Annotated in this window: 17 protein-coding genes; 8 read left to right on the forward strand and 9 right to left on the reverse strand. The window is 58.4% G+C overall.

Annotation, left to right across the window (positions count from 1 at the left end; all coding sequences use genetic code 11):
• Nucleotides 1-16 precede the first annotated feature (16 nt).
• Entirely contained in the window at nucleotides 17-1,243 is a 1,227-nt protein-coding gene (locus tag K6117_RS03715) for a TIGR04063 family PEP-CTERM/XrtA system glycosyltransferase (protein WP_221792366.1), read from the reverse strand.
• A 129-nt stretch (nucleotides 1,244-1,372) separates the two neighbouring features.
• On the opposite strand from K6117_RS03715, the gene K6117_RS14530 reads away from it, so the two are divergent.
• The 3 genes from K6117_RS14530 to K6117_RS03725 all read left to right on the forward strand — a co-directional run bounded on the left by K6117_RS14530 (nucleotide 1,373) and on the right by K6117_RS03725 (nucleotide 4,592).
• The gene (locus K6117_RS14530) at nucleotides 1,373-1,507 is read left to right on the forward strand and encodes a hypothetical protein (protein ID WP_281422090.1); all 135 of its coding nucleotides are present in this window, start codon (nucleotides 1,373-1,375) and stop codon (nucleotides 1,505-1,507) included.
• A complete protein-coding gene (locus K6117_RS03720; protein ID WP_221792367.1) occupies nucleotides 1,500-2,873 on the forward strand; it encodes a putative O-glycosylation ligase, exosortase A system-associated in 1,374 nt (457 codons plus the stop codon). Before K6117_RS14530 ends, K6117_RS03720 begins: the two co-directional genes overlap by 8 nt.
• Before the next feature lie 120 nt (nucleotides 2,874-2,993).
• Nucleotides 2,994-4,592: a helicase HerA-like domain-containing protein gene (locus K6117_RS03725; RefSeq protein ID WP_221792368.1), complete on the forward strand. Its 1,599-nt coding sequence runs from the start codon at nucleotides 2,994-2,996 to the stop codon at nucleotides 4,590-4,592.
• Between the two features lie 77 nt (nucleotides 4,593-4,669).
• Here K6117_RS03725 and K6117_RS03730 read toward each other — a convergent pair whose 3' ends face one another.
• The 3 genes from K6117_RS03730 to thpR form a co-directional block, all read right to left on the reverse strand.
• The gene (locus K6117_RS03730) at nucleotides 4,670-5,272 is read right to left on the reverse strand and encodes an FKBP-type peptidyl-prolyl cis-trans isomerase (protein WP_221792369.1); all 603 of its coding nucleotides are present in this window, start codon (nucleotides 5,270-5,272) and stop codon (nucleotides 4,670-4,672) included.
• A gap of 164 nt (nucleotides 5,273-5,436) precedes the next feature.
• Nucleotides 5,437-5,643 (reverse strand): 30S ribosomal protein S21, encoded by a 207-nt coding sequence (rpsU, locus tag K6117_RS03735; protein WP_221792370.1) that lies wholly within the window; start codon nucleotides 5,641-5,643, stop codon nucleotides 5,437-5,439.
• Between the two features lie 183 nt (nucleotides 5,644-5,826).
• A complete protein-coding gene (thpR, locus tag K6117_RS03740; protein WP_221792371.1) occupies nucleotides 5,827-6,360 on the reverse strand; it encodes an RNA 2',3'-cyclic phosphodiesterase in 534 nt (177 codons plus the stop codon).
• 127 nt (nucleotides 6,361-6,487) lie between these two features.
• On the opposite strand from thpR, the gene K6117_RS03745 reads away from it, so the two are divergent.
• The 4 genes from K6117_RS03745 (at nucleotide 6,488) to K6117_RS03760 (ending at nucleotide 9,622) form a co-directional block, all read left to right on the forward strand.
• Complete coding sequence (locus K6117_RS03745) at nucleotides 6,488-7,219, forward strand: Bax inhibitor-1/YccA family protein (protein WP_221792372.1); 732 nt, start codon at nucleotides 6,488-6,490, stop codon at nucleotides 7,217-7,219.
• A gap of 151 nt (nucleotides 7,220-7,370) precedes the next feature.
• Nucleotides 7,371-7,979, forward strand: a complete 609-nt coding sequence (locus K6117_RS03750; protein ID WP_221792373.1) for a YbjN domain-containing protein — start codon at nucleotides 7,371-7,373, stop codon at nucleotides 7,977-7,979.
• A gap of 78 nt (nucleotides 7,980-8,057) precedes the next feature.
• Nucleotides 8,058-9,050 (forward strand): porphobilinogen synthase, encoded by a 993-nt coding sequence (gene hemB / locus K6117_RS03755; RefSeq protein WP_221792877.1) that lies wholly within the window; start codon nucleotides 8,058-8,060, stop codon nucleotides 9,048-9,050.
• A gap of 17 nt (nucleotides 9,051-9,067) precedes the next feature.
• Nucleotides 9,068-9,622: a gamma carbonic anhydrase family protein gene (locus K6117_RS03760; RefSeq protein WP_221792374.1), complete on the forward strand. Its 555-nt coding sequence runs from the start codon at nucleotides 9,068-9,070 to the stop codon at nucleotides 9,620-9,622.
• 54 nt (nucleotides 9,623-9,676) lie between these two features.
• On the opposite strand, the gene K6117_RS03765 is transcribed toward K6117_RS03760, so the two are convergent.
• The 5 genes from K6117_RS03765 to rpmF all read right to left on the reverse strand — a co-directional run bounded on the left by K6117_RS03765 (nucleotide 9,677) and on the right by rpmF (nucleotide 12,882).
• On the reverse strand, nucleotides 9,677-10,093 hold the full coding sequence (locus K6117_RS03765; protein WP_221792375.1) for a MerR family transcriptional regulator: 417 nt from the start codon (nucleotides 10,091-10,093) through the stop codon (nucleotides 9,677-9,679).
• A gap of 40 nt (nucleotides 10,094-10,133) precedes the next feature.
• Entirely contained in the window at nucleotides 10,134-10,433 is a 300-nt protein-coding gene (locus K6117_RS03770; protein ID WP_221792376.1) for an integration host factor subunit alpha, read from the reverse strand.
• Nucleotides 10,434-10,667: 234 nt separating this feature from the next.
• Nucleotides 10,668-11,633, reverse strand: coding sequence for a beta-ketoacyl-ACP synthase III (locus K6117_RS03775; protein ID WP_221792377.1), 966 nt, complete (start codon nucleotides 11,631-11,633; stop codon nucleotides 10,668-10,670).
• Entirely contained in the window at nucleotides 11,630-12,685 is a 1,056-nt protein-coding gene (gene plsX / locus K6117_RS03780) for a phosphate acyltransferase PlsX (RefSeq protein WP_221792378.1), read from the reverse strand. The genes K6117_RS03775 and plsX overlap by 4 nt, the downstream gene beginning before the upstream one ends.
• Before the next feature lie 17 nt (nucleotides 12,686-12,702).
• Entirely contained in the window at nucleotides 12,703-12,882 is a 180-nt protein-coding gene (gene rpmF, locus K6117_RS03785) for a 50S ribosomal protein L32 (protein WP_221792379.1), read from the reverse strand.
• Between the two features lie 230 nt (nucleotides 12,883-13,112).
• Between rpmF and K6117_RS03790 the strand changes: the two genes are divergently transcribed.
• The gene (locus K6117_RS03790) at nucleotides 13,113-13,559 is read left to right on the forward strand and encodes an MAPEG family protein (RefSeq protein ID WP_221792380.1); all 447 of its coding nucleotides are present in this window, start codon (nucleotides 13,113-13,115) and stop codon (nucleotides 13,557-13,559) included.
• The last annotated feature ends 4 nt before the right edge of the window (nucleotides 13,560-13,563 follow it).

Consider the following 13,563-nt stretch of genomic DNA (forward strand, 5'->3'; position numbering starts at 1 on the left):
CTCACCACAGGCATACTCATCGACACATCCTGCCAAGCAGGCGTTCATATACCGGCTTATATCGCGAAATGTTTGACGACCAGTTACGCTCACGCGCGACAAATTCACGAGCCGCCAGACGCCGCGTCGCCCAATGGGCGCGATCCGCGAACATGTCGGCCACCGCCGTCGCCAGCGCAGGCGGATCGTCGGGCGGGAATAATGTCCCTGTCTCGCCATCGCGGATCAGTTCGCGATGGCCGCCGACATCGGATGCGGCGACCAATTTACCCTGCGCCATCGCCTCCAACGGCTTGAGCGGCGTTACCAATTCGGTCAGTCGCATCGCCTTGCGCGGGAATACCAGCACATCCATCAACCCATAATAACGCGCCACCTCATCATGCGGCACCCGGCCAATGAAATGAATATGTGCCGCCACCGGGCTGGCCTGTGCCAACAAATGCAACGCGCCCTCCATCGGCCCGCCGCCGACCAGCACCAGATGAAGTCCGGGCCGCGCCGCGACCAATGCGGGCATCGCGGCCAATAAAATGTCCAGCCCCTCATAATCGTAAAATGAGCCGATAAAGCCGATCACCTCCGCCCCATCGATCCCCATCTGCTGTGCAAGGGCGCAGTCGGGCGCGAGTGTTGTGCCAAACATCGCCATATCCACCCCATTGGGGGAGACCATGATCCGTGCATCGTCAATACCCCGACGGAGCAAATCCTGACGCAAGCCATCGCAGATCACCGCAACCGCATCGGCCTTGCGCACCGCGCGGGTTTCCAGCCAGCGGGTCAGGCGATAACGCAACGACCCTTCCCGGCCCGTGCCATTGCCGACCGCCGCATCCTCCCAAAACGCCCGAATTTCATAAAGCACCGGCAGGCCCTTCGCCTGCGCCACCGCCATTGCCCCCAATGCATTCAATACCGGCGAATGAATATGCACCAGATCGGGCCGCCAATCACGGATCAGCGCCTTTGTCCGCCGCCGCAGCGCCAACACCTCAAACAAGGACCACAGTGGCCCGATAAAGGGACATCCCGACTGTTTGCGCGGTGTCGTGCGAAAGAAATCAATGCCGTCAACCGTCTCGGCTTCTGCCAGCCCGCCGCCATCATGGCGTACGCCGGTCAAGCCCGCCACGGTCCAGCCCAATGCCTGTTGCGCCTTCAAAATGGCACGGGTGCGAAAGCTATAGCCGCTGAACATGGGCAGGCTGTGATCGAGCACATGCAAGATACGAAGCGACATTGAACTTTTTCCACGCTGCACAACAAAACCAAGCATCTATCTCTGACATACAAGATTTAACGGAGCGTCAACCTCAGTTCGTTAGAGACGGAAAAAGGTAAGCGTAGACAATGGGATGTTACAGCAGCGATGATCGATAATTTCGCCCTTGCTATATCCCATGGCCTGCTGCTGCTCGCCACATGGCGGCTGATGCACATGAATGACGTCGATAGCGACAACCCAAAGCCGCCCAAGGCATGGTGGAACCGCGACGATGCGTGATCTGTTCTTCATCGCATTTCTGGCACTGATGTTCGGCCTCTGCTTTCGACGCCCGTTTCTGTTCGTGCCGACCTATATCTATATCGACCTCGTCAGCCCGCAAAGATTGGCCTTTCTGCTGCTGAACAGCATCCCGCTGTCGCTGATTGCCGCCTTGTTGACCGTGGTGACGTGGCTATTGTTCGACAACAAGCGCAACAGCCGTTTGGCCATGGGCCAGTTGTTGATGCTGCTTTTGCTCGGCTATGCGGGCGTATCGACGATATATGCTGATTATCATCTGCAAGCGCTGGCCAAATGGGATTGGGTGTGGCGGGCGATGATCTTTGCCATTTTCGTGCCGTTCACCTTGACCACGCGCCTGCGGATCGAGGCCGTGATATTGTTCATGGTCGTCTCGGCCTCCTCCATCATCATCATCGGCGGAATCAAGACCTTGGCGTCTGGCGGCGGCTATGGCGTTCTCAACCTGATTATCAGCAACAATACCGGGCTATATGAAGGCAGCATCATCTCGATGTGCGCCATCTCCTTTATCCCGTTGATCTGGTGGCTCCATCATCATGGCAAGACCTTCCCGCGCGACTGGCGCGTGACGATGTTCGCGACGGCACTGACCTTCGCATCTTTGCTGATGCCTGTCGGGACGCAGGCGCGCACCGGCATGATATGCGTTGCCATGCTGGGCATGTTGACCTTGCGGGATATGAAAAGACGCGGGCCTTATATCGCGGCCATCATGATTGCCGCGATGATGGCCCCGATCTTTCTGCCTTCAAGCTTCAGCGATCGTTTCAATACGATCAAGGAATATAAGGCCGACCAATCGGCATCGACCCGCATTGCCGTATGGCAATGGACCTGGGATTACGCGCTGAAACATCCACTTGGCGGCGGCTTTGAAATTTATCGCGAGAACAAGCTCGATTATCATACGGAACAGGTCATTGGCGACGACACTACCTCTTCGGTGCAGTTGAAAGAGGTGAAAGATCAGGCGCGGGCATTCCATTCCAGCTATTTTGAAATGCTGGGGGAACAGGGCTTTCCCGGGCTGGCCATCTGGTTGCTTATTCACGTGATGAATCTGTGGCACATGGGTCGCATCCGCCGCCGTTACAAACGCAGCACCGATCCCGATCAAATATGGATCGCGCCCCTCGCTACCGCGCTGCAACATTGCCAATTGATTATTCTGACCGGCTCTTTGTTCGTCGGCATCGCATGGCAGTCATTTGTCCTGCTGCTGCTCGCCACCCAAATGGGCTTCCACACCTATATTCGCAGACTCGAAAAAGAACGGCAGGCCTTGGCCCTTCAAGGCGTGGTCTGGGGCAAAGGGCCGCCGCGCCCCAGCGCCACATGAATTATCGCAGCCCATCGATATCGGCGGGCGAATAGCCCTTCCCGCCCGTCATCGGCCCCGCTATCCTCTGCCCATATGATAGCGTTTGTCACTTGGTGATCAGATCGGGAGTAAGCAGCGATGGGCGACGAAAACGGGATTTTCATTGGCCTTGGCGGCGGGCAGCGTCAGTTGCTCAATCTCAAACGCGCCAATCGCCACGGGCTGATTGCGGGCGCGACCGGCACGGGCAAAACCGTCACCCTGCAATCTCTAGCCGAAGGGTTCAGCCGCGCCGGGGTGCCGGTGTTCGTATCGGATGTGAAAGGCGATCTTGCCGGCATGGCGATGGCCGGTTCCGCCCAACATAAGATGCACGACATATTGGCGGCGCGCGCAGCCGAAATCGGCGACAGCGACTGGCAATATCGCGAAAATCCGGTCCAGTTTTGGGATTTGTTCGGCGAACAGGGCCATCCGATCCGCACCACCATTTCCGAAATGGGGCCGTTGCTGCTGGCCCGATTGATGAACCTCAACGAGGTGCAGGAAGGCGTGCTGACCATCGCCTTCCACATCGCGGACAAGGACGGGCTGTTGTTGCTTGATCTTGACGATCTGCAATCCATGCTTGTCCATATTGCGGACCGGGCGGACGAGATTTCGACCAGCTTCGGCAATGTTTCGAAACAATCGGTCGGCACGATCCAGCGCGCCTTATTGCAATTGCGCAGCCAGGGCGGCGATCATTTCTTTGGGGAGCCGGCCCTTAACATTGCCGACTTCATCGCCTGTGACGAGTCCGGACGCGGAATCATCAACATCCTCGCCGCCGACCGGTTGATGGCCAGCCCCAAGCTCTATTCGACCTTTTTGCTATGGCTCATGTCGGAATTATTCGAACAATTGCCGGAAATCGGCGACCCCGACAAACCCAAGCTCGTCTTCTTTTTCGATGAGGCCCATCTGCTGTTCGATGAAGCACCCAAGGCCTTGCTCGACAAGATCGAACAGGTCGTGCGGTTGATCCGTTCCAAGGGCGTCGGCATTTATTTCGTCACCCAGAACCCGATCGACATTCCCGAAGATGTGGCGGCCCAGCTTGGCAATCGGGTGCAACATGCGCTGCGCTCCTTCACGCCGCGCGATGAAAAGGCGATCCGCATGGTCGCTGAAACCTTCCGCGCCAATCCGGGCGTCGATGTCGCCACGATCATCACCGAATTGAAGGTTGGCGAAGCCTTGGTCTCATTGTTGCAGGCCGATGGCGCGCCCAGTCCGGTTGAACGCACGTTGATCCGCCCGCCCTGTTCGCGCCTTGGCCCGCTGAACGCCGATGAACGTGGGGTGATGATCCAGACCGATGCGATTGGCGATCGTTATGATGCGATGATCGACCGGGAATCCGCCGAGGAGCTACTCCACGCCAAATCGGCTGAGGCAGCGGCAGCGGCAGCAGAATCCGCCGCACAAGAGGCCGAAGCAAAAGTGGCAGCATTGGAGGCCAAGGAAGAGGCCAAGGCCCGTGTCATTGCCGAGCGCGAGGCTGCACGACAGGCAAAGGAAACCGAACGGGCAGAAGCCAGAGCAGCACGCGAAGCCGCCAAGCCGGGGATTGTCGAGAAAATAGCAACCTCCGCCGCCCGCTCCGCCGCATCGTCGCTGGGGCGGCAATTGACGGGGCAAGTCGGACGCAGCCTGATCCGCGGGCTGTTGGGCGGGTTGTTCAAGGGACGCTGAGCTTCAAAGGGAGGCAGATACAAAAAAGGGAGGCCGAAACCTCCCTTTTCATCCATGCGTCAAATTGGCTTTGCAGCTCAATGCGGCATCGCGCCTTCGGGCATGCCCTCGCCATGCGCACCTTCCGGCATGCCAGCAGGGCCACCACGCATCGAGCCCTTGGGGGCGATATCGAGCAAGGCCACATCGAACACCAGCGCCGCATTCGCCGGGATCACGCCATTGCCGGCACCGACTTCGCCATAGGCCAATTCAGGCGGAATCCAGAATTTGAAGCTGCTGCCCTTGCTCATCAACTGCAAGCCTTCGACCCAGCCGGGGATCAGGCCGCCGACCGGCAATGTCGCCGGTCCGCCATTTTTGGCGCTGGAATCAAAGCTCGTGCCATCGGCAAGCTTGCCATCATATTCGACCAGAACGACGTCCTCAGTCGTCGGCTTTTGGCCATTGCCTTCTTTGACCACCTGATATTGCAAGCCCGATGGCGTCGTGATGACGCCCGATTTCTTGGCATTATCGGCGAGAAATTCGACAGCCGGACGCGCCTTGGCGACCTGCTTTGCCGTCATTTGCCATGCGGCGCCCGCACCAATGGCAACAACAATGGCCGTGCCGATCCACAATTTGGCAAGCGAGCCCTTTTTGATCGGCTGGAGAGGAACGGCGGTCACTTCAGACATGGCATTTGATCCATTGTTTCAGTTGAAATCCATGCTCCCCCATGATGGCGAGCGCAATTTTTGGCAACAGCAAAATCATCTAGTGCAACATTGATCCAGACAAAGAAAAAGGGCCACCCGCAAAGGTAGCCCCAATTCTTTAACCCTGATCGGTCAGACGTCTATTACCGAACGCCGTCACGTTCCATCCGCTTGCGGTCAAGCTTGCGGGCGCGACGAACAGCAGCAGCCTTTTCACGGGCGCGCTTTTCAGACGGCTTTTCATAATGACGACGGAGCTTCATCTCGCGATACACGCCTTCACGCTGCAGCTTCTTCTTGAGCGCGCGCAGCGCCTGGTCGACATTGTTTTCGCGAACGATGATTTGCATAAAAGTCCAGAACTCCGATCAGTCTATCAACACCATCTATCCCGACTGGAACAGATGGGCGGCAATAAAAAAGGGCTCACCACAGACTCACATCTGCGACGTTGGTCAGCGCCCTAACATCACACCCAAGCTAAAACAAGCCGGAATCGCTTCGCAAACACGCAGAAACGGGCGCAATCCCGCTCAACCCTGCAAAGGAAAGCGTTCCAGCACATGATAGACCGAGCCTTCCGGCGTCAGGATCGACTCGAACAGGCAGAAATGATCGACTGGCCAATCCATCCCCGGCACCGCCAGCACCGGCGACTGGCCAAACGCCGCAGGCGCCCCCCGACCAAAGCGCGCCAGCGTCACATGCGGCAGAAAAGCACGATGCTCCGGTTTGATGCCGACATTCTCCAATGCACGGGAAACCCCCTTGTACAATGTCGCCACATCCCCGACCGGGCGGACGCCAAGCCAGAGAGACTGCACGCGCTGGCGCTGGTCGAAACTGCCGGGACTGTCCGTGTGCAATAAAAAGGGTCGCGCCCTGACAGCGCCAAGCGTCGCGACAATATCTTGCAGCAGATGGTGATCGACCTCGCCGATAAAGCGCAGGGTCAAATGGAGCTGATTATCATTCTGCCAGCGCGCACCCGCGATGCCGCCCATCCCCGCGATCAGATGCGCGCGCAAGTCCCGTGGCGGGCGAAGTCCGACAAACAGGCGAATCATGCAGCGAGCTTAACCCAAAATCGGAACATTCGTGTCCGGTTTCACTTGAAACGGATGATGAAAGACACGATATTGCAATCATTCGGTCGCTATCATGTGACCGTCACTAGAATGGAGAGTTATTGACATGGCCAACTGGTCTGACCCCCGAATGACGACCAACGCGTCGCCAACGAGTATCGGAGGCCAAGCTGCCGTACATGCGGGACTGCGGTCCTACATGCTGTCTGTCTATAATTACATGGCGTCTGGCGTATTGCTGACCGGCCTTGTCGCGATGTTGTTCGCGAACAGCACCATCGGTCAAAATATCCTGACGCATGGCGGCGCATTGCGCTGGCTGATCATCCTTGCCCCGCTGGGTCTGGTAATGTGGCTCGGCATGGGCATCAACCGCATGTCGGAAAACACCGCCAAGACGATCTTCTGGGTCTATGCGACGTTGATGGGCCTTTCGATGGCGACGGTATTCCTGATCTATACGCGGGAATCGATCGCCACGACCTTCTTCGCCACCGCTGCGGCCTTCGCAAGTCTGAGCCTTTATGGCTATACCACGAAAAAGGATCTGTCGGGCTTCGGCACCTTCCTGATCATGGGCCTTGTCGGCCTGCTGGTCGCGAGCCTGCTCAACATCTTCTTCCAGTCGAGCACAATGTCGCTGGTCATCAGCTTCATCGGCGTGCTGTTGTTTGCCGGTTTGACCGCCTATGACACACAGAAGATCAAGAGCATGTACTTCATGGTGCAAGGCTCGGATTTCCTCGGCAAGGCCGTGGTGATGGGTGCACTGACCTTGTATCTGGACTTCATCAACATGTTCCAGTTCCTGCTCAGCTTCCTTGGCAATCGCGAATAGTCGCGCACGTCATCATTGAACATTTAGGCCCGGACGGCAGGATCGTCCGGGCCTTTTTCTTGGCTGACGCCCTATGATTTCCCAAGCCAGCCGAGATGCGATAGAATGCGCGAAACAAGCGCTTACCCCCTCTTCACACAGGTAATTGTCGTTGACGAAATCCGCTTTCTCCTTGCTGCTGCCGCTCTTGTGCGCAGGTCTGTGCATCGTCGCGCTGCCGGGCCATGCTGCCGTCGTAAAGCCGGCCCCTGCCCCCTCGGCCAAGCCGGGTGATCTCATCAGCGGCAATGATGTCGAGGCGATTGCCGCACTGCTACGCGAGGCGGGCTTCAAGGCGCAAATCAAGTCAAATCCGGATGGCATCCGCTATATCGACAGCGCCGCCAATGGCGTGTTCTTCACCCTCAGCTTCAGCGATTGCGACCTCAACAATGGCTGCGCCAGCCTACGCTTTCTCGCATGGTGGGAACGCCCGAACGGTTTCACCACCAATGAATCGAACGAATGGAACGCGCATTACAAGCTCGCCCGCGCGGCAATTGATGGGGATGGCGACCTCATCCTCGATTATTATCTCTCGCTGAAAGGCGGGGTGCGGCGCGAAAATTTTCTCGATGCGTTTGATTGGTGGAGCCTGTTGCTCGTCGATTTCCGTCAATTCATGGACGACAAAGCTGCCGCCAGCGCCAAATCCAAGGCCGAAAGCGGTAAGCAAAGCGACACCGGCCCGGATGCCAATGATGAAGGGCGCAGTGGTTGAAGGGGTGTTTTCGGGTCTTTAACTCTCGCGCCTGCGGGCGTAGTGCGGTTCCCAGCTTAGAGCTATGAAAGACGAATGATGACCATTGCCTCCTTCCCCGCCATCCGCCTGCGCCGGACTCGCGCCACGGGCTGGAGCCGCGCCCTGCATCGCGAGACGTTTCTCGATCCGGCGAATTTCATCTGGCCGTTGTTCGTTACCCAAGGCAAGCAAGTGGAAGAGCCGATTGCAGCCCTGCCCGGCGTATCGCGCTGGTCGGTCGATCTGCTGGTCGCGCGCGCGCGCGAGGCCCAATCGCTTGGCATTGCGTGCCTTGCCCTGTTTCCCAATACACAAGCCGAACGGCGCAGCGAGGACGGGCGCGAGGCGCTCAACCCCGACAATCTGATGTGTCAGGCGATCCGCGCGATCAAGGACGCGGTGCCGGACATCGGCGTGCTGACCGATGTCGCGCTCGATCCATATACCAGCCATGGTCAGGATGGGCTGATCAATGAAGCTGGCTATGTGTTGAACGATGCGACCAGCGAGATGCTGGTGGCACAATCGCTCAATCAGGCCAATGCCGGGGCGGATATCATCGCGCCGAGCGACATGATGGATGGCCGCATCGGCGCGATCCGTAACGCGCTGGAGGCTGATGGCCATGCCAATATCCAGATCATGGCCTATGCCGCCAAATATGCGAGCGCCTTTTACGGCCCGTTCCGCGATGCGGTCGGTTCGCGCGGCCTGCTGAAGGGCGATAAAAAGGGCTATCAAATGGACCCGGCCAATGCCGAAGAGGCCCTGCGCGAGGTCGCGCTCGATCTGGCCGAGGGCGCAGACAGCGTGATGGTGAAGCCCGGCCTGCCCTATCTCGACATTATTCGCCGGGTGAAAGACCGTTTTGAAGTGCCGGTATTTGCATATCAGGTCTCCGGCGAATATGCGATGATCGAACATGCCGCTGCGGCTGGCGCTGGCGACAGGGATGCATTGATCCTTGAAACGCTGACCAGCTTTCGCCGGGCGGGCTGCTCCGGTATTCTTACCTATCACGCCGCGGATGCGGCACGTCTTATCGGCTGACTGGAAGTTCCTCGAAAATGTACAAAGATGTGACGATTATCCCGCTGAATGGCAAAACCCCGCGCATTCACCCTTCGGCCTTTATCGCGCCGGGTTGCCGGATCATCGGCGATGTCGAAATCGGCCCGGATGTCAGCATCTGGTATAATTGCGTCATTCGCGCCGATGTGAATCACGTCGTGATCGGCGCGCGAACCAATGTGCAGGATGGTTCGGTCATCCATTGCGATTCGCCTTATGATGGCATGCCGGACGGTTGCCCGACGATTATCGGTGAAGATTGCCTGATAGGCCATCTGGCGATGGTTCATGGCACGACTATGGATAATCACGCCTTTGTGGGCCTGAGCGCAACCGTGATGAACGGTTGTCACATCGAATCGGACGGCATGGTCGCCGCAGGCGCGATCCTGACCCCCGGCAAGCGCGTGGGCGCGGGCCAGATGTGGGTGGGCCGCCCCGCGAAATTCGTGCGCGACCTGTCGCCCGAAGACATTGCCGACCATCGCCAAGGCGTCGTAAATTACGTGGAAAATGGCCGCGCACATAAGGCAGCTGTCGACGCGCTGTAATCGGCAGGGGGCCTGTGCCGTTATCGGTACAGGCCCCGCTGGCTGAGGACGAAATTACAGCAGGCGGGCCGGACTGTTCGGCAGATCGCCCTCCAAGGCGCGGCACAGCCTGTCGCGCACCGCCCGCAATGCGGACAGATCAAGCGCTGGAGCCGGAGCCGACGTAGGCACGGGCGCAATGACGACCGGCGCACTTGGCGCAACCTTCACAGGCGCCTCAACATCGCCCACATCTTTGGATGCGAGCGCCTGTTGCGCGCCCTTGACCGTAAAGCCGTCGCGATTGAGCAATTGATGGATGCGATGGGCAAGCGCCACATCCGCAGGCCGGTAATAACGACGATTACCGGCGCGCGTCAGCGGACGGAGCTGCGGAAAACGCGTCTCCCAATAGCGCAGGATATGCTGGGCCACGCCCAGTTCCTCCGCCAGTTCGCTGATCGTCCGCAATGCGGTGTCGGATTTACTCACGCTGTCAGGCTCAATCGCGCAGGGGTATTGAACGTAATGTTCAATTGCCCTTGATGATCGTTTCGCGGGCCATCTGGCTGGCGCGGAACGTCAGCACGCGGCGCGGCGTGATCGGCACTTCAACCCCGGTCTTGGGATTGCGACCGATGCGTTCTTTCTTGTCGCGGAGCAGGAAGCTACCGAAGCCCGACAACTTGACATTTTCGCCACGCACCAGCGCGTCGGTGACATTGTCCAATACCTGATCCAGCAATGCAGCGGATTCAGCCTTGGACAGCCCGATTTCCTGATTCAGCCGCTCGGCGATATCGGCACGGGTCAATGTTCCTGTGTTGGGCATTAAAGCTCTCCTCCAAGAGTGTTTTTCGAATGCGGTGGTAACACCGAATGACTCGGAAAACACGGCATATAAAAGAATGTAGGCGCGTAAGATGGCAGCACCGAATGACTCGGGAAACGCGGCACACAAATTTACTCGACATTACCGACTATTATCTGAAAATTTGTCGCAAGAGCAACCGTTGAATCAGCAACCTAAGCGAGATTTCAGGCGGTTAACCGTTAAATGGGCGTTTTAGTAACGCAGCAGGCACGCGCCCCAAGTAAAACCACCACCCATGGCCTCCAGCATCACCAGATCGCCACGCTTGATCCGACCATCGCGCACCGCGACATCGAGCGCCAACGGCACCGATGCCGCCGAGGTGTTGGCATGTTCATCGACCGTGATCACTACCTTTTCCGGCGGCAGGCCGAATTTGCGGGCGGTGGCATCAAGAATGCGGCGATTCGCCTGATGCGGTACGACCCAATCGAGATCGGATGCGGCAACGCCCGCCATATCGAGCACTTCCTGCAAGACGCTGGCGAGGTTGGTGACTGCATGGCGGAACACTTCCTGTCCCTTCATCCGCAGCTTGCCAACCTGATCGCCGGTCGAAGGCCCACCATCGACATAGAGCAATTCATTATGACGGCCATCGGCATGCAGCTTGGAGGCGAGAATGCCGCGATCGCCCGCATTTGGATCGGCATGCAGCACAACCGCGCCCGCGCCATCGCCGAACAACACGCAGGTCGTGCGGTCTTCCCAATCAAGAATGCGGCTGAAGGTTTCGGCACCGATCACCAACGCATATTCGGCAGCGCCCGTCTTCAACATCGCATCGGCGACGGTGATGGCGTACAGAAAGCCGGAGCACACCGCCGCGACATCGAATGCCACGCAATCATTGATGCCAAGCGCGGCCTGCACTTTGGTGGCGCTGGCCGGGAAGGTCTGATCCGGGGTCGCGGTGGCGAGAATGATCAGGCCGATCTTCGACGCATCAATGCCGGCGGCGGCAATCGCCGCGCGGGCGGCATCGGTGCCAAGCGTGCTGGTGGTTTCGCCCTCACCCGCCAGATAGCGGGCGGTAATGCCAGTGCGGCCACGAATCCATTCGTCAGAGGTTTCGATCCGGCTGGCCAGTTGTTCGTTGGAGACGCGTTCTTTCGGCAGGGCCGAGCCAGTACCAATAATCACGGACTTAACGCTCATCCGGCAACCTCCTCACCCTTGTGATGCGCCCGGAAATTGTCGAGATCTTCCGTGATCTTGCGGGTCAATTCATGATCAATCAGCTTTGCCGCCACCTGGATCGCATTGGCGACCCCACGGGCATTGGCGCTGCCATGGCTTTTGACGACGAGGCCGTTCAGGCCGAGAAACACGCCGCCATTGTGATTATTCGGATCGAGATGATGCCGCAGCAAATCCGTCGCCGGGCGCGAAATCAGGAAACCGAGCTTGGACCGGATCGAGCTGGTGAACGCGCGTTTCAGCAGATCGGTCACGAATCGTGCGGTGCCTTCCAGCGTCTTGAGTGCGATATTGCCGGAAAAGCCGTCGGTCACGACGACATCGACCAGCCCGCGTGAAATCTTATCGCCTTCGATATAGCCGGTAAATTCCATCGGCAGATATTTGGCATCGCGCAAAAGGGTCGCCGCCTCTTTCACGGCATCGGTGCCTTTGAGCTCCTCGGTCCCGATATTGAGCAGCGCCACGCGGGGCCGTTCAAGCTCAAGGACGGAACGCACATAAGCCGCACCCATCACAGCGAACTGGATAAGATTGCGGGTATCGCATTCGGTATTGGCGCCAAGGTCGAGCATGACCATGTCATTTTCGCCCAGCGTCGGCAGCAAGGCCGCGATGGCCGGACGATCAATGCCCGGCATGGTCCTGAGCGCGAGCTTCGAGATCGCCATCAGCGCCCCGGTGTTGCCACCGGAAATCGCCGCCTGCGCCATGCCCGTCTTCACGGCATCGACCGTTTGGCCCATGGACGTCGTTTTGACACGACGGATCGCCTGACTGGGTTTGTCGTCGCCGGTAATCACTTCCGGGCAATGAACGACGTCAAACCGGGCCATGTCCGCACCAAGTGCGGACAATTCTGCCCGGATCGCCGTTTCATCGCCGAAAAGCAGAAAATCTACGCCGGGAATTTGCTCCTGCGACATGACGGCTCCCGCCACCATAACCGCAGGCCCTACATCACCGCCCATCGCATCAATAGCGATTCGCGGTTTGCCCCCGTTCGTCATGACTTCCCTTTCGAGGCTCAGGCCTCGACCGAGACGACTTCGCGCCCATTATAGTGACCGCAAGCGCTGCACAGATTGTGCGGACGCTTGAGTTCACCACAATTCGGGCATTCCTGAAACGCATCAGGGGTCAGCGCGTGGTGGCTGCGACGCATGTTGCGACGTGAAGGTGAAGTTTTTCTTTTTGGGACGGCCATGTCCGCACCTATTCCATTCAAATCAAGGTTGCAGCAACAAGAGTGAGGTAGATCCGGCCCGTCAGCCCTATGGCTGCGGCCCGATTCCGGCCTCGCTCGTTGCAAGAGCCGCGCCTATACCCCATCCTGAAAATCTTGCAAGTATGATGATGAGATGGCAGCACACGAGCCGCGTGCAAGACGGCGGAGAAAAAGCCGCTCTTGAACATTTTGATAATGGGAAGCCTTATATGACGACTATCTTGCCGATCACCCTCACCATGGCGGGTGCCGCCGCGATCACGAATTTATGGCTTGCCTTTCGTTGCGGGCAGGTCCGGATGCAGGCGAAGATCGAATTGGGCGATGGCGGCAACATAGCGCTCACCCGCCGGATGCGGGCGCATGCCAATTTCAACGAATATACGCCGATTTTCCTGATCCTGCTTGGCCTGGTCGAGTTGGCATCCCCCGGCACCGCCGGGACCGTCTTATGGGCTGTTGGCGCCTTGTTCATCGCCAGCCGCGTCCTGCATGGCCTTGGCATGGACCGTGCCTATCCCAACAAGCTACGGTCGGTCGGCATCATGCTGTCGTTCCTGCTGACGCTCGGCCTTGCGATCTATGCGGTATATCTGCCGCATGGCGCAGCAGGCACGATCACCGCACAGGGCGATGAAGTCGTCCCCGCCGAATAAGGCA

This window comes from Alteraquisediminimonas sediminicola, assembly GCF_019740335.1.
GTDB lineage: Bacteria > Pseudomonadota > Alphaproteobacteria > Sphingomonadales > Sphingomonadaceae > Alteraquisediminimonas > Alteraquisediminimonas sediminicola.